Origin of the sequence: Thermococcus peptonophilus (assembly GCF_001592435.1) — an archaeon.
GTDB classification, from domain to species: Archaea; Methanobacteriota_B; Thermococci; order Thermococcales; family Thermococcaceae; genus Thermococcus; species Thermococcus peptonophilus.
Window position 1 is genome coordinate 1,615,547 of sequence record NZ_CP014750.1, and the last position, 17,885, is coordinate 1,633,431.

Here is a 17,885-nt window from a genome sequence, read left to right on the forward strand (position 1 = left end):
TTCAATTATTTTTCCTTTAGTATCTGCTGGATGTCGTAGTATATAGAGTCCCTCGATACTCCGAACATTCTGGCTAGCTCCGAGATGTTCAGCACTTTCGGGTTGTAGTTGAACTCCCTCAGAACACGCTCAAGGAGATGCCTCCTCTCTCCAGTGGTGAATTCGCTGAAGTTTTTCCTCCCAATGGGAACGTTGTAAACGGCAACAGCGACGCCGTAGGCCCTCCTCGTGACGGGAGTTACGTACGTGCCGACCTCGAAGTCCACAACCTCGGCGTTCTTCGGCAGCTTCGAGTTGAGAAGCTCTAGGGCTTTGTTGAGGGCATCGGCCCTGTTCTTACCTGTTGAATGTTCTGCAATGATGCCCTTTAACATGTCTTTCTCATCATCTATGAGCACCGTAACCCTGAGGTTCATAAAAGCTCCAAAGCTCAGGGAAATCTTTGCGGATGATATGAACCCATGGGTTGATTTGAGGGCCTTATTTGATAGTTCAACCACAGTACTTGTACAATCTTCAACATTGGCTGATTCATGTTGGAAATTAAGCAACCTCATGCCACCACCCCTGCTGATTGCCCAATATTGAAGGCCTCACCCTCAAATTTGGGTAGAAAGCTATATAAGGGTTTTTGAATTGAAAAATAGAATGAAGTAACTCTTCGGAGGTGTTGTGAAATGTTCAGACTCAAGAGGAGGAAGGGCCAGGGTGCCATCGAGTACCTCTTCATGATCGCGGCCGCCCTGGTTATAATCCTGATAGCTGTGAGGTACGTCAGCCAGAGCGGAAGCCAGGCCAGCCAGCAGGGAAACCTTGCGCAGCTCCAGAGCCAAGTTGAGACAATAAAAGCCCAACTTCAGGCCCAGAACAAGGATCTCACTTCAATAACCATACCTTACAATGCAACTACTGGTAAATATGATCCAAATGGTGGGTCCACAGCTACCTTTGATAACCTCTATAAGGATTGCATGAAAGAATCAAATACCATCTCTGCTCTTACTAGTGAGCAGTCATGCCAGATTATCATTGATTGGTGGAACAGCCAGTGATCTTTGTTCCTCTTGTTTTTCTTAATTTCTTGTTTTTAAGTTGGGGGGTTGACAATGAAGGCACAGTCTTCTCTCGAATACCTCTTCATGCTCGTCGCGATGTTTGTGCTCGTTCTTGGAACGCTTTTCGCCTATAATCAGGGTGTCCTTCCTCATACTATTCAAACCGGCGAGCAAGTCAGTTCTCTTTCCCTCCAGAACTCTGCCCAGTACATCATTGTCCAGTTCAATGCGACCGGGACTTGGGAAAACATCAAATCCAAGGCCGTTTCCATCTCGACCTCGAACGGCAAGACCACCTGCACAGTCCAGGGTACTTCTTACTCCGGCGATTACTCAGGTGTGATCAACTACGACACAAACGGAAGGAACCTGGGACAGATTTATGACGACTGCATGGATGGCAACGATGAGGCGTGCAAGGTCATAATATGTGCACTGGGAAGCTGATCCGTGCAAAACCTTATTAATTCTCCTCCCAAATTCCCGTAAGGTGGTGACAATGGCGTTCCTCTCATTCGGCTCCAAAAAGGGTAAAGTCCAGAAGATGTTGGAGGAGAGTCAGTTCGACCTACTGCTCGAGGATGCGGTAAAGAACAAAAAAATCAGAGAAGCCCTCTTCGAACTGCTTTCTTCAAACAATCCAGGTATTGTCGGAGATGCCCTCCTGACGATAACAAACCTCGTTGAGAGCAACCCTGATGTTGTCAAGGGGCATTTCAACGAGGACACCTTCAAAAAAATCCTGGGCCTTATAGAATCAAGAAACCCCTACGTCAGGGAGAACGCGATGACGCTAGCTTACGCTGTCGTTAAAACATACCTGGACCTTCTCAACAAATATCGGGCCTGGATAGTTGATGAGCTCGGTAAACAGCTCGAAACTGGAGACAAAAACCAGAAGGGATTCGCCCTCATGATCATAGGTGAACTTGGCCTGAGCGAGCTGTCGGACAAGGTCAGGGAATTCGTGGACGTCGAGGACAAGGTGATACTGCCCTTTGAGGGCAAGAAGTGGGTCAAGCTCGGAGATATAGCGAAGGAAGCTCTTGAAAAGCTTTGAGGTGGGAAAAATGCTGGAGCTTTTAATACTTCTTTTCCTCTTCATGGCGGTTGGATGGATTGTCATCAAGCTGACCCTGGCAATAATCAAGTGGCTGGCTCTGAACACGATAGCAGGTCTGCTGATAATCGGCCTCCTCAACTTCCTTGGCATAACTCACGTCCAGCTCAACCTCCTGAACCTTCTCATAGTGGCAATCGGCGGAATCCCTGGGGTTTTCATAGTCATCCTGCTCTCCCTTCTGTAGCTCCAAACCTTTATAAAGACCCTTTTCGTGCCTATTTCAGCGAGAGAAGTTAGGGGTGATGCTCATGTCTCACAAGTCTGCCGAGATGTATGAACTCAAGAAGAAGGTTGAGGAACTGAAGAGCTATCGAGGTCGTGCAACCGAGCTCGTAAGCCTCTACATTCCTGCCGGCTACGATATAAACAAGGTCATGCAGCAGCTTAGGGAGGAGTATGGAACCGCTCAGAACATCAAGAGCAAGTCAACTCGAAAGAACGTCCTCGGCGCACTCGAAAGGGCAATGCAGCACCTCAAGCTCTACAGGCAGACTCCCGAGAACGGTCTGGCCCTTTTCGTTGGAAACGTGAGCGAGCAGGAAGGTGTGAGCGACATAAAGCTCTGGGCGATAGTTCCACCCGAGCCGCTCAACGTCAGGCTCTATCGATGTGACCAGACCTTTGTCACCGAGCCCCTTGAGGAGATGCTCCGCGTTAAGGACGCCTACGGCCTTATAACCGTCGAGAAGAACGAGGCAACAATTGGTCTCCTCCGCGGGAAGAGGATCGAGGTCATAGACGAGCTTACTTCCAACGTCCCCGGAAAGACCCGCGCCGGTGGTCAGTCCGCGAGACGTTACGAGAGGATTCGCGAGCAGGAGACCCACGAGTTTATGAAGAGGATTGGGGAGCACGCCAACAAGGCCTTCTTGCCCCTCCTTGAGAAGGGCGAGCTTAAGGGCATAATCATCGGTGGCCCGGGTCCGACAAAGGAGGAGTTCGTTGAGGGGGACTACCTCCACCACGAGCTGAAAAAGAAGATAATCGGTGTTGTGGACATCAGCTATCACGGCGAATACGGCCTCAGGGAGCTTGTTGAGAAGGCCAGCGACATCCTCAAGGATCACGAGGCAGTTAAAGAGCGCCAGCTCATCCAGGAGTTCTTCAGGCACCTCGTAAAGGACACAGGCCTGATAGCCTACGGCGAGAAGGAGGTTAGGATGGCTCTTGAGCTCGGGGCAGTTGACAAGCTCCTCATCAGCGAGGGCTACGACAAGGTTCGCGTCAGGGCGAAGTGCAACAACTGCGGCTGGGAGGAGCTCAAGACCATGAGTGAGCAGGAGTTCCACGTTTACAAGAAGCAGTTGACCCACTGTCCCAAGTGCGGAAGCCAGAACATAACCTTTGAGAAGTGGGACGTGGCGGAAGAACTAATAAAAATGGCAGAGGAAAGCGGAGCGGACGTGGAGATTATCTCCCTCGATACTGAGGAAGGCCAGCAGTTCTACAAGGCCTTCGGCGGCCTTGGCGCGATCCTGAGGTACAAGATTCACTGATGGCTTCCAAGCACCTCTGCCAGCAGAGCTTTTATCTTTTCCTCGACTTCCCTTCCGTCCATCACATAAGGCGGCCTGAGGACGGGCTTTATCGAAAATCCCCTGGCTTTCATCGCGAGCTTTATGGCTGAGCCGAACGAGGAAGCCAAGTCGTAGACTTTTGAAATCTTTGCGAGCTTTCTTGAGTACTCGAAGGCCTCCTCAAAGCGCTTCTCGTTGAAGGCCTTGTAAAGGCGGAGGTGAAGCTCCGGAGCGAAGTTGGCACACGCCATCACCCCACCGTCGCCGCCGAGGATCAGCGTGTTGAGGAGGTGCTGGTCGAGGCCGGTGAAGACCGCGAAGTCTTTTCTTTCCTCCTTCACATCAAGAATAACGTCCCTTATGTAGTTCACGCTGTCTATAGTGGCCTTGATGCCGGCAATGCTTGGATACTCAAGGGCGAGGCGTTTGACGAGTGGAACACTCAGCGAGTTCGCACAGACGGGGATGTTGTAGAGTATAATGGGAATATCCGTTTTCTCGGCGACCGTTGAGTAGTGCTTAAATAGGGCTTCCTCGTTGAGGGGGCAGTAATACGGGGGAGCTATCACGACGTAGTCCGCGCCAATGTCCTGGGCGTGCTTTGTAAGTTCAACTACCTCAAACATGTTCGATGATGTTGCCCCCACGAGATAGAATGCCGAAGTTACGAGTTCCCTGCCTTTCTCGGCCAAAAACTTCCTTTCCTCCTTGCTGAGGCTTGTGAACTCTCCGGTTGTCGCGTTTATGAATATCCCGTGAACTCCAACCTTCTGGAGGTAGTCGAGGTGCTCCTCAAGGGCTGAGACGTCTATTGAATAATCCTCGTTGAAAGGAGTAACAAGTGGGACTATAACACCGTGCATAGGATCACCGGGGGGATTACGTCAAAGGGGGTATTTTAGGGTTGGGGTTAAGGATGGTAAACTGAGCGGACTTCTGAGTGGACACAGTCAAAAGAAGACAAAAATGGAAATCACATCCTCTCCGGAGCCTCAATGCCGAGGACATCAAGCCCGTTTCTGAGCACCTGCTTTACAGCCAAAACTATGAGTAGGCGCGCTTCCCTGATACCCTCTTTGGCCTTGAGTACGGGGTGATCCATATAGAACCTGTTGAAGAGACTTGCGAGGTCGTTGAGGTACGCTGGAACGAGGTGCGGCTTAACGTCCCTGCCGGCACTCTCCAAGACCTTCGGGAACTTGGCGAGGAACTTTATCAGCTCCTTCTCCCTGTTTGTCAGCTCTGAGAAGTCGGCCTTTTCAAGCAGGGCCTTCCAGTCCGTCTCCACCCCGCTCTCTTCAGCCTTCCGAAGTATTGATGCACAGCGGGCGTGGGCGTACTGGAGGTACGGTGCGCTGTCCCCCTCGAAGTTGAGCACGTCCTCCCAGCGGAAGGTGATTATCTTGTCCGGGCTGTACTTGACGAGGTTGTAGCGGACTGCCCCCACGCCAACAGCCTCAGCTATCTCGTCCTTCTCCTCATCGCTCAGCTTCGGGTTCTTCTGCTCGACAAGCTCCCTCGCCCTCTGGACGGCCTCGTTGAGGACTTCGTCAACGGTGAAGCCGACCCACGTTCCCTTCCTTCCGGAGAAAGAACCTTCGGGCCTCACAACATGCTCGTAAGCAAGGTGATGGAAGTTTTCAGCCGCATCCTCAAAGCCAAGGAGCTGGAGCGCGTACTTTATCGCCATCTGCGGGTGCTTCTGCTCGGCACCGATGACGTTGATTACTATATCAGCCCTTCCGAACTTTCCGGGCATTTCTTCTCCATCCGGAGCTGTTGTCCACGTCTCATGGTTCTCGACCCTGTCCCAGAGCTTGTAGAGCATGTCGGCTTTGACCTTGCCGAACTTCCAGAGGTGGTAGGCTATGTCCTTGCCGGTGTACGTGGCCGTTCCGTCGCTCCTCTTCAGAACGAGGAACGGGTTCTTCATGTCCGGGAAGAGCTTCCTTAAGTCCATCACGAAAGCTCCCCTGTACTTGCCCTCCGTTGCCCAGAAGAAGTTCTCGTTCTTTTCTATCAGCTCGTAGGCCTCACCGAAGATGCCGCTCTTCATTATGTCGCTCTCCCAGCTGAGGAGGTCGTAGGTTATGCCCATGCGGTAGGTGGTTAGCATCTGTGCTCTGACAACGCGCTCGGCGAGCTTCCTTCCAATCTCGGCTATCTCGTTGTCGCCCTCTTCGAGCTTCTTCATCAGCTCGCGGACTTCCCTATCAACTTCAGGGTTCTCCTCAAGCTTCCTGTTGACCTCGACGTAGAGCAGTCCCATGACGTGGTCTATGAAGTCCTCTTTCAGGCCCTTCTCGCGAAGCTCGGTCTCAATCCTCTCGAACTCCTCCTTCAGGTTGAGGTAGCCCCATAGAACCTGGGCGAACTGAACACCGAGGTCGTCTATGTAGTTCTGAACCTCGACGGTGTAGCCGAGCTTCCTCATTATCCTTGCCATTGTGTCCCCAAGGACGGAGTTCCTAGCGTGTCCCATGTGGAGCGGCTTGGTCGGGTTCACCGAGGTGTGCTCGACTATGACCTTCTTTCCACTCCCGAGTTCACTCTCCCCGTATTCCTCACCTTTCTCAAGTATCTCTCTCACAAGGGCCTTTCCAAAGAACTCGTAGTCGAGGTGGAAGTTTATGTAGCCGTTCACGACCTTGACGTCCCTGACCCCTTCTGGAAGCTTTTCCTTCACCCTCTCAATGAGTTCCTCGGCTATTAGCTTCGGCGCCTTCCTGAAGACCCTTGCCAGCTGAAATGCCACTGCCGTTCCAAAGTCGCCGAGATCGATGCTTGGGGTATCGTCGAAGGTTATCTCGCCGTCCCACTCCTTTCCAGCCTTGCTGAGCATTTCGTCAAGAGCTTGACGCAGTGCGAGCCTTACCCTTTCCTGGACTTCCCTGTAAACCATCCTCACCACCGGGTCGTGATTTGGAATACGGGCTATAAAGTTTTGTGTGGCGGCGAGAAGAAGGAAAAAAGATAATAACCTGAAGATTTTTTCTATCTGGGGGATTTGGTATGAAAAGGGTTGCCGTCCTGCTCATAACGGCCCTTCTAGTGTTCTCGGCAGGGTGCATTGGGGGAAGCGGAGAACAGGTGGAGGCCACTGGAAAGCTTGGGGATATGGTCAAGAAGGCCGAGGCCCTGGGGTGGGTCAAAACAGATGGATACACCGAAACGTATGAACTTTCGATTAGCGGATTTTCCCTTGTGAAGATCCCCTACAAAATAATGCTCTTCAGGAAACCCACGTATGACAGCAAAAGGGCGGAAGAGCTGGAAGGACTTTTTGAATTTCTCAACATCAGTGAGTCCATAGCAATTCCAAGTTTTACCACTATGGCAGTTGGGTGGATAGACACGTCAGACGTACCGGCCAGATGGGCTCTGGGAACCGTTATCGAGAAGGAAATAAAGAACGCCCTTGATTCCCAAGTCTCGAAGATGCTGGATGAGATGGGACTCTCTGTGGTCTCAGAAGGGGAGTGGCGGGAAATTAACGGCATGATAGTCAAAAAACTGTACGCAGAGTACCCAGTTGGAACGTTCAGAACACAGTACGGCACCGTTGAGCTGGGGAACGTGAAAGTGGAGATACGTGAATACCTTATCGAATCAACCAACGGCTACGGCATCGTTATAACAGCCGTTCCCGAGAACTACCATCGGAAGGTTGTACTCCGCCCTCTCGATTTCGTTGAAGTTGAAGTAGAGATTAGCTGGAACCTCTACGATGGTTCCCTGGTATCCGACGCGGAGAGCGTGGCGGGGGTGGTCAAATGAAGGCTCTGAAGATTATCGGTGCAATCCTGGCGGTGGTGGTCATGTTTTCCATCCTAACAGCGGCCACAATGGATGAATCCCGAACCCTTGTGCCGTTCGCGGCCCCCGACAGATGGAGCCCCAAAGGGACACAGGTGAATATCATATCCTACGGCCCCATAAAGGTGAGGTACACCGTAACGGAGTACTCATACACCGGATTCGCTCGCGACATCGAGAACCTCTCGCGGCTGGCAGGTGTGGGTGTGTCCCTGAAAGAGGGAGTTGTGGGATACGTGGCTGTTGTAGATCTTTCGTCTGTTCCATCAACGGTGCTCCCACTGGTCCGCGGGAAGGTGGAAGAAGAAGTCGATAGGCTCATTGAGGATGAAGTTTTCTCTATGGCGGGGGAACTGGGGCTGGAACCTCTGGAAAAGTACACCTCAGGAGAAGACATTGTGTGGCGATTCTCGTTCCCCCTAGAGCTCCCAGGAGTGTTAGGTGAAAACACTATAAAAGAAGAACTGCCAGTATACGTAAGGACACGTAGGGTGTGGCATGGAAAGACACTGGTGGTAGCTCTTGTGGCGTATCCCAACGGCATTCTCGAAGTATCGGGAGGAAAGCACTCCTTTGGAAGCCTGTCGGTTTCTATAACAGCCAGGATACGCCTGGAATACTCTGACGAGGCTGAGGACTTTCTCCAATGGGCGAGCAATGTCGAGCTCAAAGAAGCATGACCAACATTTTAAAACTTCTTTACACTAACTTACTTGGGGGTGGTAGAATGAAGCACCACGTTGGTGAGCACAAGGCCAGGAAGGGCCTCATAAGGATAGAGTTCGACGAAAAGGACGGAAAGGCCGAAAACGTCAGGATAACAGGGGATTTCTTCATTCATCCGGAGGAGACGATTCATGAACTAGAAAGCAGGCTTGAAGGGCACAAGCTTGAAGAGCTGGAAGGGATAATAGATGAGTTCTTCGCCATGAGGCTCGACGTCGAGATGCCCTACATAAACGTCGAGGACTTCAAGATAGCACTGAAAAAGGCCCTCGAAGGGTGAATCACGTGGGTAGAATCGCTAGATATTTTCTTTACCTGCTGATGGTGTTCTTTGTCGGCATAGCCATGGGTTTAATTTACTCATTGCTCCAGCCTGAGAAGGCTGTAGAATACATGAAAACGATCGCCCAGCAGTTGGGTAGTCTCTCCAAGAGTCCGTTCAAGAATTTCATTACTATATTCGTCCACAACTCATGGGTTGCCCTTCTTACACTAATTTCCGGTCTTTTTTTCGGGATTGGGCCTGCGATACTCGTGATGACCAACGGCTTTGTTGTGGGCCTTGTTGTTGGAGTTCTGTGGGAAAACGGTATGCCTCCGCGGACTCTGGTTCTCGGCCTGACACCTCACGGGATATTTGAGATACCCGCGTTTATACTGGCGGGGGTAGCGGGAGTATGCTGGTATAAGAAAATCGTAGAAGATAAGGACAGAGGTAGGGGCTTCAAGGAAGGTGCATCCTTCGCCCTCAGGATGTATGGGGTGGTCCTTGCAATGCTCTTAGTCGCCGCGTTTATCGAGGCTTACATAACCCCCAACGTTGCCAGCCTCGGGTGAGACGAGAAAGGTTCCCTCGGTTTCGTAGGTTTCTATCTCCTTCAGGATTACTTCCATTGGGTCCTCAAGCCCTGAGACAACGCTCCGGATGTAGCTCCTGTAACTGCCGTTCATTTCTATCATGCGTTCCGCCATTCTGGCAACTTCCAGGGGATCCGTTGAATGAAATTTCACCCCAAGCTCAACGAGCCACCGCGTAACGGCAAGCAGTTTTCCGGGGTAAGTGGAGATCGTTGGAGTTCCAAGTGCTATTGCCTCCCTGTTCATTGTTCCCCCTGCTCCAATCATCAGTCTTGCGTAGTAGAGGAGGCTCAGGCTGTCCACGGGCTTTTCTGGCATTATGACATTGCCAAAGCGCTCAAAGCGCTTTCTCTGCTCTTCAGTTCTCGGGAACAGAACTATTGGGATGTCTGGAAGAAGGGGTATAATGTCCTCAAGAATGCTCTTTATGTCGCCGTTGAAGTAGTTGGCCTTTATGGGTTCAGTACGCATAACAATGTACCCGTTGCGCCTCACCCCAAGCTCCTTCAGGACTTTTCTCTCGGGCTTAAAGCCGTAGAGGTGGGCCAGTTCGGAGAACCCGTTAACGGGTCTCATGCCGTTCGGGTCTGCACCGCACTTGATGAGGTCGTAGGCGTCAATCGCCTTGGGGTACAGGAGCAGTTTTGTGAACGGGGCTATGAGCTTGTTCTGGCCAACCGCGGTCTCGTTGTCAACGAAGCCTATGCTGGGTATCTGAAGACCAAAGGCAACCCTTGGAGCTTCTGCGGAGTGCTTGTAAATCGCCAAGTCGGGCTTTTCCTCTATTATGAGCTTGCTGAGTTTGTAAACCCTCTCTGAGCTTGCCAGAAGTTTTCCTTCAAGAGTGGCCCCACCGTGCTTCCCGACGACATAGTAGTCAAAGCCAAGCATATCGAGAATTCCGGTCAGGCCATCAAACTCCCTCGTGGTGATTATAACTTCGTAACCAGACCTTTCAAGCTCCCGTATCGGGCCCTTGAAAAAGTGAGCGTGAGGTGCGTTGGTTATATCCACCCAGACCTTCATTCTATCACCATCCAATAACTGGACGCCTTTGTCCATTATAAGGGTTTCCGAAAAACCGTTTTGAAGGCGTTTTTTTATGTGTTCCCAAACTTCGCTTTTAATTAGAAAAGCTTTCTAACCATTTCTTTCGATGAAATAGGCCGTTAAATGTCTCTTCCCAAGTACAGTCAAAATCAGCTCAGATTTTTGAGAAGTATAGATAGCTAACCAACTTCTCACACCCTAAAACATTTTCACAACCATTGGCTGGAAAAGGCTTTTATCCCGTCCAAGATAGCTTCCCCAGGTGGTAGATGGTGAAGGAAATAGCTGTAATCGGGCTCGGATACATTGGGCTGCCGACCGCGATAATGTTCGCAAATGCGGGGTTTAAGGTCACTGGTTATGAGATAAGGGAAGACGTTGTTAGGAGCATAAACTCCGGAAAGGCTCACATAATAGAGCCCGATATAGACGAACTCCTAAAAAAGGCTGTCTCAAGCGGCAACCTGAGAGCAACCTCCGACCCTGAAGAAATAAGGGACAAGGACGCCTACATAATCTGCGTCCAGACCCCCCTAAAGGAGGACAAAACCCCTGATCTGAGCTACCTTGAAAGCGCCGTTAGAACCGTCGCGGAGCGGATGAAAAAAGGCTCTCTTGTCGTGATAGAGAGCACAGTCCCTCCGCTGACTACGGTCAAAATGGCGAAGCTCATCGAGGAGATAACGGGCCTTAAGGCAGGTGAGGATTTCTACATGGTGCACGCGCCCGAGAGAGTAATGCCGGGCAGAATATTCAAGGAGCTTGTCTACAACTCCAGAATCTTCGGAGGGATAACCCCAGAGAGTGCGGAGATAGCTGAAAAGCTCTACTGCTCCTTTGTGAAGGGACGGACTTTCAAGACCAGCTCCACTGTGAGCGAAGTCGTGAAGCTCATGGAGAACACCTTCCGCGATGTGAACATCGCTCTGGCGAACGAGTTCGCCTTCATCGCCCACCAGTACGGGATAAACGTCTTTGAGGCAATAGAGCTAGCCAACACACACCCGCGTGTGAACATTCACCTTCCCGGAATCGGTGTGGGGGGGCACTGCCTTCCGAAGGATCCACACCTCCTCCTCTGGCCGGCCAAGGAAGATTTTGGCCTTATAAGAACTGCCAGGGAGATAAACGACTCAATGCCGCTCTTCACGAAAGACCTTCTGTTCTCCGCGTTTAAACAGCTTAATATTCCACCTGAAAAGGCAGTGGTTGCCGTCCTTGGGCTGGCTTACAAGGGAAACAGCGACGACACGAGAAACTCCCCTGCCATAGCTTTCATAGACGCTATAAAGGACGACGTCGGGGAAGTCAGAAGCTACGACCCGTTTGTTGGTGGAAGTGCTGAGAGCTTGGAGGAGGCTCTGAGCGGTGCCGATGCTGCAGTTATTGCCACTGACCACACGGCCTTTAAGAACCTCGACTGGGAGGAACTCGGGAAGCTTATGCGGACGAAGATTCTGATAGACGGCAGGCATGTCGTAGATAGACCCCCAAGAGGCTTCCTCTTTAAGGGCATAGGGAGGGGTGAGTATTGAAACCAGCTCTCGTGTTTGGAACCAGACCCGAAATCATCAAGCTGGCCCCTGTCGTTAGGGCCTTCCTCGAAATGGGGATTAAGCCGCTCCTCATTCATACCGGCCAGCACTACGACTACGAAATGAGCAGGATTTTTCTTGAGGAGCTTGAGCTTCCACCTATAGATTACCACCTTGAAGTTGGCTCTGGGACGCAGGCAGAGCAGACAGGGAAGGCCATGGTTAAAATCGAGAAAGTCCTGATGGACGAGAGACCCGACGTTACTTTAGTACAGGGCGACACGAACACTGTTCTTGCGGGTGCTCTGGCGAGCGTGAAGCTGAAGATACCCGTCGCCCACGTCGAGGCTGGGCTGAGGAGCTTTGATCGAACGATGCCCGAGGAGATAAACAGAATCCTCGCTGACCATGCGAGCGAAGTCCTTTTTCCGCCTACTGATGAGGCCAGGAAAAACCTCGAACGGGAGGGCATAACGGAAAACGTCTACGTCGTTGGGAACACGATAGTTGACGCCGTACTTCAAAACTCCCTGGTGGCGGAGAAAAAGAGCGACGTCCTTGAAAGGCTCGGCATGAAGCCCAAAGAGTACATCCTCATAACAGCCCACCGCGCCGAGAACACCGACAGCAGGGAGAACCTTACCAGGCTTGTTGAAATCCTTGAAAGTCTTCCAATGATGGCCGTTTACCCTATCCATCCGAGAACAGAGGGCAGGCTCAAGAGGTTTGGCCTCTGGGAACGGGTTACTGCGATAGAGAACCTTGTAATCACCAAACCCCTCGGCTACCTCGACTTCCTGAGGCTGGAGAAGAACGCCTTCGCCGTAATGACAGACTCAGGAGGGGTTCAGGAGGAAACGATAATTCTCGACGTACCCTGCCTGACCCTCCGCTACAATACTGAAAGGCCGGAAACGGTCAAAGCAGGCGGCAATATCTTAGTGGGCCTCGAAAGGGAGAGAGTTCTTCACTACCTGCAAAAGCTGATTGAGGACAGGGACTTCTATGAGAAAATGGCGAAGGCACCGAATCCCTTTGGAGATGGAAAAGCAGGAGAGAGGATTGCAAAAATACTGCTTGAACTCTATGAAAAGGGGGAGCTGAAGGTTAAAAGCTCTCGTTTTATCTGATTATTCATTTTCATCGCTTTTCAAGAACTGGTCGAACTCGTTGGCGACCTCGCTGCTATCATCTCGTAGGGGTCATCACTTTTGAGCATACCAACGCTTGCCTTTAGGTTCCACCAGTAAGCAACGGCTGTTGTCTGATCCATAATTTTTAGGCTGTTCAACCGTCTGATGCTTCTCTGGATCAGATTTTCAGAAGCTTTGTCTATTTCGTCTTCGGAGAGAGGTATTCCCTTGTTTATAGCTTCAATCACTGACTTAGCATCGCCGGGATAGGAGTAATACAGGATGCCCGAGACTCTGTAAGTCTTTTTAAGGAGTCTGTTGTCCACACCAACTAGTGGGAAGTATGCTATTACAACCCTCCCTTTAAGGTCGTAATTTATGATGTCACCAACACAATTGGGGTTAAGTTGTGGACCTTTGCAACCTCTGTTATTGACCGTTCAATAGCTTGCCCGTAGGGTTCTGGGGCCAGTACTGATATGTAAACAACTTTGGGGTTCTCAGGTGCTTCTTTCCACTCATTACCGGATGCAGAAGTTAGTGTGACACCGCCGTGATAAGTTCCCCCGGAGTACTCCGCAAGCACTGAAGACTCGTTTGCAATGGCAGAGCCAAGTATTAGAATAAACAAGAACGCAACCCCGAGTAAAAAGTATGCAAAGATCCTTGGTCCCATTTTATCGCCCTGTGGAAAATTATAACATAGATTTTAAAAGTGTTTCCATCACTAGCAAGAGTTAAAAAGAAGCTTACTGGTCATCTCCAAATATAGAGTCGAGATAGTTCTCGGTTGATTTGGTGATGTTCTGAACCTTTTCTAGGGCATCCTCCAGTAGCTGTCCCAGTCCGTTTTGAGTTTCGTTGTTGTCTGTGCCGATTTTGAATATCCCAAGAAACTTTTCTATTATTGACTTTGAGGTCTCGGTCGAGTTTTCGACTACTTTCAGCGTGTCGTTGTATACGCTGTACGCGTAGTCGGAGCTGAGGGCGGTGTTTCCCACGTACCAGTCGGTTGGGTCTAGGACTTCCTTAATGACTGTTTCATTTATCTGGTCTACAGTGTACACCCCAGATTCCAGAAGTTGGGTGCGCTCTAGATTCTCCACGTCGGTCTGGTTGCCAGCGGGGTTCAGCTGGGATATGTTGCTTCTCCCACCATTGATAGTCTTGACGAGCTTGTCCTGATCTTGGAGGGGGTTGGTGATTCCATTGAGCACGTTGGAGATAGAGCCAAGTGCAGACATTACATTAGTGTACACCATTATGAGCAAAATTAACATAACTATCGAAATTATGGCCTTTTTCATTCCCCTCACCTAATTGTAATTAAACCTTTCATTGTATTTAAAGATTATCCTGTTAGATAGGTATTTTGTTAAAAATTTTACAAACGTTTGTCCAGTTAGTTTGGATTGTTCACAATGTTACAAATTTTGTTCGGAATTTTGGAATATCCTGAACTACACTGGAGTTCCGATGTATATCCCGTGCCTCGTCCTCACTATTCTAACCCTTATCCTGTCCCCGACTTCCGCTCGAGTATTAATGACTTCGATGAGCCTGTTTCTAGCTTTTGCTATCATCTCTCCCTCTATCCTGCCCGGAAGAACCACCTCAGCTTTAATGATCTCCCCAGGCCTGAAGGCGAGTGGGATAAACTCTCTTTTCTCCATTCCAAAGTGCTCGGGCTTTAAGACGAGAGGTTTCATCCCAGTCTTTTTTTCAAGTTCCCTCAGCCAGGCGTAGAACTCTTTGAAGGGCTTGACCCTGGCTATGACAGGGTTTCGGCCGAACTTGTAAGGAATGTAGTTCTGAAAACCCAACGCTGGCCAGCGCTTTCCGGCACCGATCTTCTTGGCGAACTCTATGAAGTCTTCAGCCTCGTCGTCATTCACACCAAAAATTATGACCGGCGCAATGAGAACGTCTATCCCAGCGTTTACAAGAGCCTCTGTCATGTCTAGGACGTGCTGGAGGTCGTAGCTTTTCATCCCCATAAGCATCTTTGCCTTGTCAGGGTCGAGGGAGTGAATTGAGAGGTTTACCCTATCAAGTCCCGCCTCTGCCAGCTCTTCAACGAGCTTGTCGTTCAGGAGTGTTCCATTGCTCTGCATGGAGATTACCGAAACGTTTGGATGCTCGCGGAGGGCCTGGACGAGCTCTACCCGGAAGGGATAGATGAGAGGTTCACCCTGACCGTCGAGGTGGGCCTCGAGACCTTTTCCTTTTATTCGAGCAACTTCGTCGAACCACTTCATAAGGTAGTCAATGTCAACGACATAGTCGAGCTTCCTCGTCCTCGAATACGGCCCCTCATCAACGGAACAGAAAACGCAGCTTAGGTTGCAGCCGCTCACTCCCCTGACTTGGATTAGGTTAGTCCCCCTATCAATAAGCCCGAATGCATTGTAGCCGAGGAGAGGAACATCGAGCCCCTCGTGGATGTAGAGAACCTTCCTCTTCGTGTACCTGTTCCTGAGGAGCGCCCCGAGGTTGTTCTGGATGTAGATCGCAATGTACTTCTCAATTCCGGGGTAATCGGTGTCTATGAAAAGCCTCCCCTCTTTCACAACAAGTTCGGGAGTTATGCGATACTTACGCTTGATAACCTTAACGAGCTCTTTTTTGTCAAAGTCCGCGTAAAGTGTCTCCCTCCACACCAGCCTTATGCTCTCGCCAACATCTTCAAAGGTCACGTGAGGCAGTGAGACTTCAATCATGTCCGTGGGTTTCTTTCCAGCTTTTAAAAATCCGACGATGGAGGTTTTATCCATCCTCAAAATTTTTAAACCCTTTGGATTGTCATTATGCGGGCATGGAAACATTTTAATATTAATGATGCAAAAAGTCTAATGATGAACTTAAGTGGGTGATTAGATATGTGGGGACGGATCGAACACTACTTTGATGAATATCCTGTGAGGAAACTTATAGCAAAAACCCTTCTGAAGTACGGTCTCAGGGTCTCTGACGACATGAAGATAAAAGCTGGGGACATTGAAGTCCCGTATACCAAGATAGCCAAGGCCCTCGATGTTGACAGGAGAGTAGTTAAAGAGACGGTTGGAATGATACTCAAGATACCGGAGCTGAGAGACATATACACGAACCTTGAGCCGACAGTTCACATGAAGTATGTCGGCAGGCACGTCGGTTATGGCGTCATCGAGATAGAACCCGAACCCAGGGCAGTAGGAATACTCGCGAAGATAGCTCAGAAGATAGCGGAGCACGACATAAACATCATACAGGTAGTCGCCGAAGACCCTGAACTTTACCCCGAGGCGACTCTCACGATAATCACCGAGAGACCCGTACCTGGGGACTTAATCAACGAGCTCTCCAAGCTCGAAGGTGTCAAGAGAATATCCATCTATTAGTCGAAGTTTCTGCTTCTTTTACTATTCTCATTCTAAGATTTTTAGAAGATTTTTGGGAGCTTTTCAACGAGAAGGAACTTTGATGCCCGCTTTTTTGGACTGCTGGACAAATTAGATACTCCCATTTTAACCAAAAGTTCTAAACCTTTGTTCTTTGCAGATAACGTTTATAAGGTATCGTTAGAAACCCTCGGTTAGCAGTCCAGAACTGCTGAGGCTCTCTGGAGGGTTGATGAATGGAGGAAGCGAGTAAAGTTAGCAGGTACCTCTATACCCTGATAATCCTGTTTTTGATATGGCTGGCACTAACTGCAAGTCTAGACGAACAGGAGCTGATCTTCGGCTTCGTTCTCTCGGCAATAGTGGCGGCGATGACCTACCCAATATTCACCACGAGGGGACTGGCGAACCTCCACCCAAAGAGGGTCGCCTACGCGATAGCCTACGCGCCCTACTTCCTCTGGGCGATGATCATGGCCAACCTCGACGTTGCCTACAGGGTTCTCCACCCCAAGAGGCCGATAAGGCCGGGAATAGTTCACTGCAAGACCATCCTCAAGACAAACCCAGGAAAGCTCTCCCTGGCAAACTCGATAACCCTCACGCCTGGAACGATAACCCTCGACGTAGATGGAGACGACTACTTCATCCACTGGATATGGGTTCCGGACGAGGTTCTCCATGCTGAAAGCGAGGAGGTTCACGTTGAGAAGGCCTCCGAGAACATCACAAGACCCTTTGAAAAATTCCTGAAGGTGATCTTCGGATGATAGGGGTAGGTGTTTACCTGGCACTCATAGCTATAGCAACCCTGCTCAGCATGTACCGCTTCATGGTCGGCCCAACGACTCCAGACAGGCTGGTGGCAGTGGACATAATGACCACGATAACAACGGGACTGATGGTGCTCTTTGCACTCTACTACAAGCGCATCATCTTCCTTGACGTCGCCCTGGTGTACGCCATGCTCGCCTTCGGCGGCGTTATAGCCTTCGCACGCTACATGGAGGGAGGGCTATGAACGCGCTCGCGGCCCTTGGTGAAGTTCTCGTGCTCATAGGAACGTTCTTCTACTTCCTCTCGACGCTCGGTCTCATCAGGATGCCGGATGTTTACAACAGGATGCAGACGTCAACGAAGAGCGCCACGCTCGGGTCCCTCGGCGTCATAATAGGCGTCGGCATCTGGGCCGTTGGAAACGGCCTCTCATGGGCGTGGCTCGTGAAGGCTACAGTTATCGCGGTGTTCCTTCTCCTGACCAACCCGATAAGTGCACACGCCCTCATAAGGGCTGCCTACAAGAGTGGAATACCCCTCTGGCACGGAAGCGTTGTCGACAAGTACCGCGAGCACATAGAGGCCAAGGAAAAAGTTGAAACCGAAGCCCCACAGGAGGGTGGTGAGGAATGAACTGCGTAGCCTGTATCGAGTACATAGTAGTTGCCCTCATGGTCATATCGGCGATACTGGCAGTGGAGTGGAGAGACCTGCTCGCTGCTGCAGTTGGCATGGCCGCGGTGAGCCTGTTTGCGTCAATTCTGTTCTTCATGCTCCAGGCTCCGGACGTTGCAATGACCGAAGCGGCCATAGGTGCCGCACTGAGCGGTGCGATAGTTATCTTCGCAGTTAAGAGGACCCAGCGCTTTGAGACCGAGGAAGAGGAGAAGCCAGGGTGGTGGGTGAGATGGTGAG

At 50.6% G+C, this 17,885-nt stretch carries 24 protein-coding genes; 16 read left to right on the top strand and 8 right to left on the bottom strand.

What is annotated here, in order from left to right; genetic code table 11:
- Positions 1–5: 5 nt before the first annotated feature.
- Positions 6–416: a hypothetical protein gene (locus tag A0127_RS08710; RefSeq protein ID WP_231855753.1), complete on the bottom strand. Its 411-nt coding sequence runs from the start codon at positions 414–416 to the stop codon at positions 6–8.
- A 261-nt stretch (positions 417–677) separates the two neighbouring features.
- Here A0127_RS08710 and A0127_RS10880 point away from each other — a divergent pair, with 261 nt between their 5' ends.
- The 5 genes from A0127_RS10880 to prf1 all read left to right on the top strand — a co-directional run bounded on the left by A0127_RS10880 (position 678) and on the right by prf1 (position 3,674).
- Positions 678–1,052 carry a class III signal peptide-containing protein gene (locus A0127_RS10880; RefSeq protein WP_082781416.1) on the top strand — a complete coding sequence of 125 codons (375 nt, stop codon included), beginning with the start codon at positions 678–680 and terminating at the stop codon, positions 1,050–1,052.
- A 48-nt stretch (positions 1,053–1,100) separates the two neighbouring features.
- Positions 1,101–1,502 carry a hypothetical protein gene (locus A0127_RS08720; protein WP_156471188.1) on the top strand — a complete coding sequence of 134 codons (402 nt, stop codon included), beginning with the start codon at positions 1,101–1,103 and terminating at the stop codon, positions 1,500–1,502.
- Positions 1,503–1,554: 52 nt separating this feature from the next.
- Positions 1,555–2,115, top strand: coding sequence for a hypothetical protein (locus tag A0127_RS08725; RefSeq protein WP_062390411.1), 561 nt, complete (start codon positions 1,555–1,557; stop codon positions 2,113–2,115).
- A gap of 10 nt (positions 2,116–2,125) precedes the next feature.
- Entirely contained in the window at positions 2,126–2,362 is a 237-nt protein-coding gene (locus A0127_RS08730) for a pro-sigmaK processing inhibitor BofA family protein (protein ID WP_062390413.1), read from the top strand.
- A gap of 64 nt (positions 2,363–2,426) precedes the next feature.
- Positions 2,427–3,674, top strand: a complete 1,248-nt coding sequence (prf1, locus tag A0127_RS08735; protein ID WP_062390415.1) for a peptide chain release factor aRF-1 — start codon at positions 2,427–2,429, stop codon at positions 3,672–3,674.
- On the opposite strand, the gene A0127_RS08740 is transcribed toward prf1, so the two are convergent.
- Together A0127_RS08740 and A0127_RS08745 are read right to left on the bottom strand one after the other, a co-directional pair.
- A complete protein-coding gene (locus tag A0127_RS08740) occupies positions 3,668–4,558 on the bottom strand; it encodes a dihydrodipicolinate synthase family protein (protein ID WP_062390417.1) in 891 nt (296 codons plus the stop codon). The two genes, prf1 and A0127_RS08740, sit on opposite strands and share 7 nt — an antisense overlap.
- 110 nt (positions 4,559–4,668) lie before the next feature.
- Positions 4,669–6,597 (bottom strand): arginine--tRNA ligase, encoded by a 1,929-nt coding sequence (locus A0127_RS08745; RefSeq protein ID WP_062390419.1) that lies wholly within the window; start codon positions 6,595–6,597, stop codon positions 4,669–4,671.
- Positions 6,598–6,707: 110 nt separating this feature from the next.
- Between A0127_RS08745 and A0127_RS08750 the strand changes: the two genes are divergently transcribed.
- From A0127_RS08750 to A0127_RS08765, 4 genes are read left to right on the top strand one after another with little or no spacing between them, the layout of a single operon-like run.
- On the top strand, positions 6,708–7,472 hold the full coding sequence (locus A0127_RS08750; RefSeq protein WP_062390421.1) for a hypothetical protein: 765 nt from the start codon (positions 6,708–6,710) through the stop codon (positions 7,470–7,472).
- The gene (locus tag A0127_RS08755; RefSeq protein ID WP_062390423.1) at positions 7,469–8,191 is read left to right on the top strand and encodes a hypothetical protein; all 723 of its coding nucleotides are present in this window, start codon (positions 7,469–7,471) and stop codon (positions 8,189–8,191) included. The genes A0127_RS08750 and A0127_RS08755 overlap by 4 nt, the downstream gene beginning before the upstream one ends.
- Positions 8,192–8,238: 47 nt before the next feature.
- Entirely contained in the window at positions 8,239–8,517 is a 279-nt protein-coding gene (locus A0127_RS08760; RefSeq protein WP_054841570.1) for a lipoate protein ligase C-terminal domain-containing protein, read from the top strand.
- Between the two features lie 5 nt (positions 8,518–8,522).
- On the top strand, positions 8,523–9,074 hold the full coding sequence (locus A0127_RS08765; protein WP_062390425.1) for a stage II sporulation protein M: 552 nt from the start codon (positions 8,523–8,525) through the stop codon (positions 9,072–9,074).
- On the opposite strand, the gene A0127_RS08770 is transcribed toward A0127_RS08765, so the two are convergent.
- The gene (locus A0127_RS08770) at positions 9,018–10,121 is read right to left on the bottom strand and encodes a DUF354 domain-containing protein (protein WP_062390427.1); all 1,104 of its coding nucleotides are present in this window, start codon (positions 10,119–10,121) and stop codon (positions 9,018–9,020) included. The genes A0127_RS08765 and A0127_RS08770 overlap by 57 nt on opposite strands.
- A 293-nt stretch (positions 10,122–10,414) precedes the next feature.
- Between A0127_RS08770 and A0127_RS08775 the strand changes: the two genes are divergently transcribed.
- Positions 10,415–11,680 (top strand): UDP-N-acetyl-D-mannosamine dehydrogenase, encoded by a 1,266-nt coding sequence (locus A0127_RS08775; protein WP_062390429.1) that lies wholly within the window; start codon positions 10,415–10,417, stop codon positions 11,678–11,680.
- Positions 11,677–12,810, top strand: a complete 1,134-nt coding sequence (wecB, locus tag A0127_RS08780) for a non-hydrolyzing UDP-N-acetylglucosamine 2-epimerase (protein ID WP_062390431.1) — start codon at positions 11,677–11,679, stop codon at positions 12,808–12,810. Before A0127_RS08775 ends, wecB begins: the two co-directional genes overlap by 4 nt.
- A gap of 20 nt (positions 12,811–12,830) precedes the next feature.
- Here wecB and A0127_RS08785 read toward each other — a convergent pair whose 3' ends face one another.
- The 4 genes from A0127_RS08785 to A0127_RS08800 all read right to left on the bottom strand — a co-directional run bounded on the left by A0127_RS08785 (position 12,831) and on the right by A0127_RS08800 (position 15,533).
- Positions 12,831–13,139, bottom strand: a complete 309-nt coding sequence (locus A0127_RS08785; protein WP_054841568.1) for a hypothetical protein — start codon at positions 13,137–13,139, stop codon at positions 12,831–12,833.
- Between the two features lie 50 nt (positions 13,140–13,189).
- Positions 13,190–13,489 (bottom strand): hypothetical protein, encoded by a 300-nt coding sequence (locus tag A0127_RS08790; protein WP_062390432.1) that lies wholly within the window; start codon positions 13,487–13,489, stop codon positions 13,190–13,192.
- A 73-nt stretch (positions 13,490–13,562) separates the two neighbouring features.
- On the bottom strand, positions 13,563–14,129 hold the full coding sequence (locus A0127_RS08795; protein WP_156471189.1) for a hypothetical protein: 567 nt from the start codon (positions 14,127–14,129) through the stop codon (positions 13,563–13,565).
- Positions 14,130–14,273: 144 nt separating this feature from the next.
- A complete protein-coding gene (locus A0127_RS08800; RefSeq protein ID WP_062390909.1) occupies positions 14,274–15,533 on the bottom strand; it encodes a radical SAM protein in 1,260 nt (419 codons plus the stop codon).
- Between the two features lie 159 nt (positions 15,534–15,692).
- On the opposite strand from A0127_RS08800, the gene A0127_RS08805 reads away from it, so the two are divergent.
- The 5 genes from A0127_RS08805 (at position 15,693) to A0127_RS08825 (ending at position 17,884) form a co-directional block, all read left to right on the top strand.
- A complete protein-coding gene (locus tag A0127_RS08805) occupies positions 15,693–16,193 on the top strand; it encodes an ACT domain-containing protein (RefSeq protein WP_062390436.1) in 501 nt (166 codons plus the stop codon).
- 236 nt (positions 16,194–16,429) lie between these two features.
- Positions 16,430–16,963, top strand: coding sequence for a Na+/H+ antiporter subunit E (locus A0127_RS08810; RefSeq protein ID WP_062390438.1), 534 nt, complete (start codon positions 16,430–16,432; stop codon positions 16,961–16,963).
- Entirely contained in the window at positions 16,960–17,214 is a 255-nt protein-coding gene (locus A0127_RS08815) for a monovalent cation/H+ antiporter complex subunit F (RefSeq protein WP_062390440.1), read from the top strand. Before A0127_RS08810 ends, A0127_RS08815 begins: the two co-directional genes overlap by 4 nt.
- Positions 17,211–17,603: a monovalent cation/H(+) antiporter subunit G gene (mnhG, locus tag A0127_RS08820; protein WP_062390442.1), complete on the top strand. Its 393-nt coding sequence runs from the start codon at positions 17,211–17,213 to the stop codon at positions 17,601–17,603. Before A0127_RS08815 ends, mnhG begins: the two co-directional genes overlap by 4 nt.
- Positions 17,600–17,884 carry a DUF4040 domain-containing protein gene (locus tag A0127_RS08825; RefSeq protein WP_054841564.1) on the top strand — a complete coding sequence of 95 codons (285 nt, stop codon included), beginning with the start codon at positions 17,600–17,602 and terminating at the stop codon, positions 17,882–17,884. Before mnhG ends, A0127_RS08825 begins: the two co-directional genes overlap by 4 nt.
- The last annotated feature ends 1 nt before the right edge of the window (position 17,885 follow it).

Excerpts from the sequence above, each read along its gene's own strand:
- A0127_RS08755 (WP_062390423.1), top strand. The coding sequence starts at position 7,469 with ATGAAGGCTCTGAAGATTATCGGTGCAATCCTGGCGGTGGTGGTCATG.
- A0127_RS10880 (WP_082781416.1), top strand. The coding sequence starts at position 678 with ATGTTCAGACTCAAGAGGAGGAAGGGCCAGGGTGCCATCGAGTACCTC.
- A0127_RS08825 (WP_054841564.1), top strand. The coding sequence starts at position 17,600 with ATGAACTGCGTAGCCTGTATCGAGTACATAGTAGTTGCCCTCATGGTC.
- A0127_RS08740 (WP_062390417.1), bottom strand. The coding sequence starts at position 4,558 with ATGCACGGTGTTATAGTCCCACTTGTTACTCCTTTCAACGAGGATTAT.
- A0127_RS08810 (WP_062390438.1), top strand. The coding sequence starts at position 16,430 with ATGGAGGAAGCGAGTAAAGTTAGCAGGTACCTCTATACCCTGATAATC.
- A0127_RS08730 (WP_062390413.1), top strand. The coding sequence starts at position 2,126 with ATGCTGGAGCTTTTAATACTTCTTTTCCTCTTCATGGCGGTTGGATGG.
- A0127_RS08745 (WP_062390419.1), bottom strand. The coding sequence starts at position 6,597 with ATGGTTTACAGGGAAGTCCAGGAAAGGGTAAGGCTCGCACTGCGTCAA.
- A0127_RS08710 (WP_231855753.1), bottom strand. The coding sequence starts at position 416 with ATGAACCTCAGGGTTACGGTGCTCATAGATGATGAGAAAGACATGTTA.
- A0127_RS08770 (WP_062390427.1), bottom strand. The coding sequence starts at position 10,121 with ATGAAGGTCTGGGTGGATATAACCAACGCACCTCACGCTCACTTTTTC.
- A0127_RS08815 (WP_062390440.1), top strand. The coding sequence starts at position 16,960 with ATGATAGGGGTAGGTGTTTACCTGGCACTCATAGCTATAGCAACCCTG.
- A0127_RS08805 (WP_062390436.1), top strand. The coding sequence starts at position 15,693 with ATGTGGGGACGGATCGAACACTACTTTGATGAATATCCTGTGAGGAAA.
- A0127_RS08775 (WP_062390429.1), top strand. The coding sequence starts at position 10,415 with ATGGTGAAGGAAATAGCTGTAATCGGGCTCGGATACATTGGGCTGCCG.
- A0127_RS08760 (WP_054841570.1), top strand. The coding sequence starts at position 8,239 with ATGAAGCACCACGTTGGTGAGCACAAGGCCAGGAAGGGCCTCATAAGG.
- A0127_RS08750 (WP_062390421.1), top strand. The coding sequence starts at position 6,708 with ATGAAAAGGGTTGCCGTCCTGCTCATAACGGCCCTTCTAGTGTTCTCG.
- mnhG (WP_062390442.1), top strand. The coding sequence starts at position 17,211 with ATGAACGCGCTCGCGGCCCTTGGTGAAGTTCTCGTGCTCATAGGAACG.
- prf1 (WP_062390415.1), top strand. The coding sequence starts at position 2,427 with ATGTCTCACAAGTCTGCCGAGATGTATGAACTCAAGAAGAAGGTTGAG.
- A0127_RS08725 (WP_062390411.1), top strand. The coding sequence starts at position 1,555 with ATGGCGTTCCTCTCATTCGGCTCCAAAAAGGGTAAAGTCCAGAAGATG.
- A0127_RS08800 (WP_062390909.1), bottom strand. The coding sequence starts at position 15,533 with ATGATTGAAGTCTCACTGCCTCACGTGACCTTTGAAGATGTTGGCGAG.
- A0127_RS08790 (WP_062390432.1), bottom strand. The coding sequence starts at position 13,489 with ATGGGACCAAGGATCTTTGCATACTTTTTACTCGGGGTTGCGTTCTTG.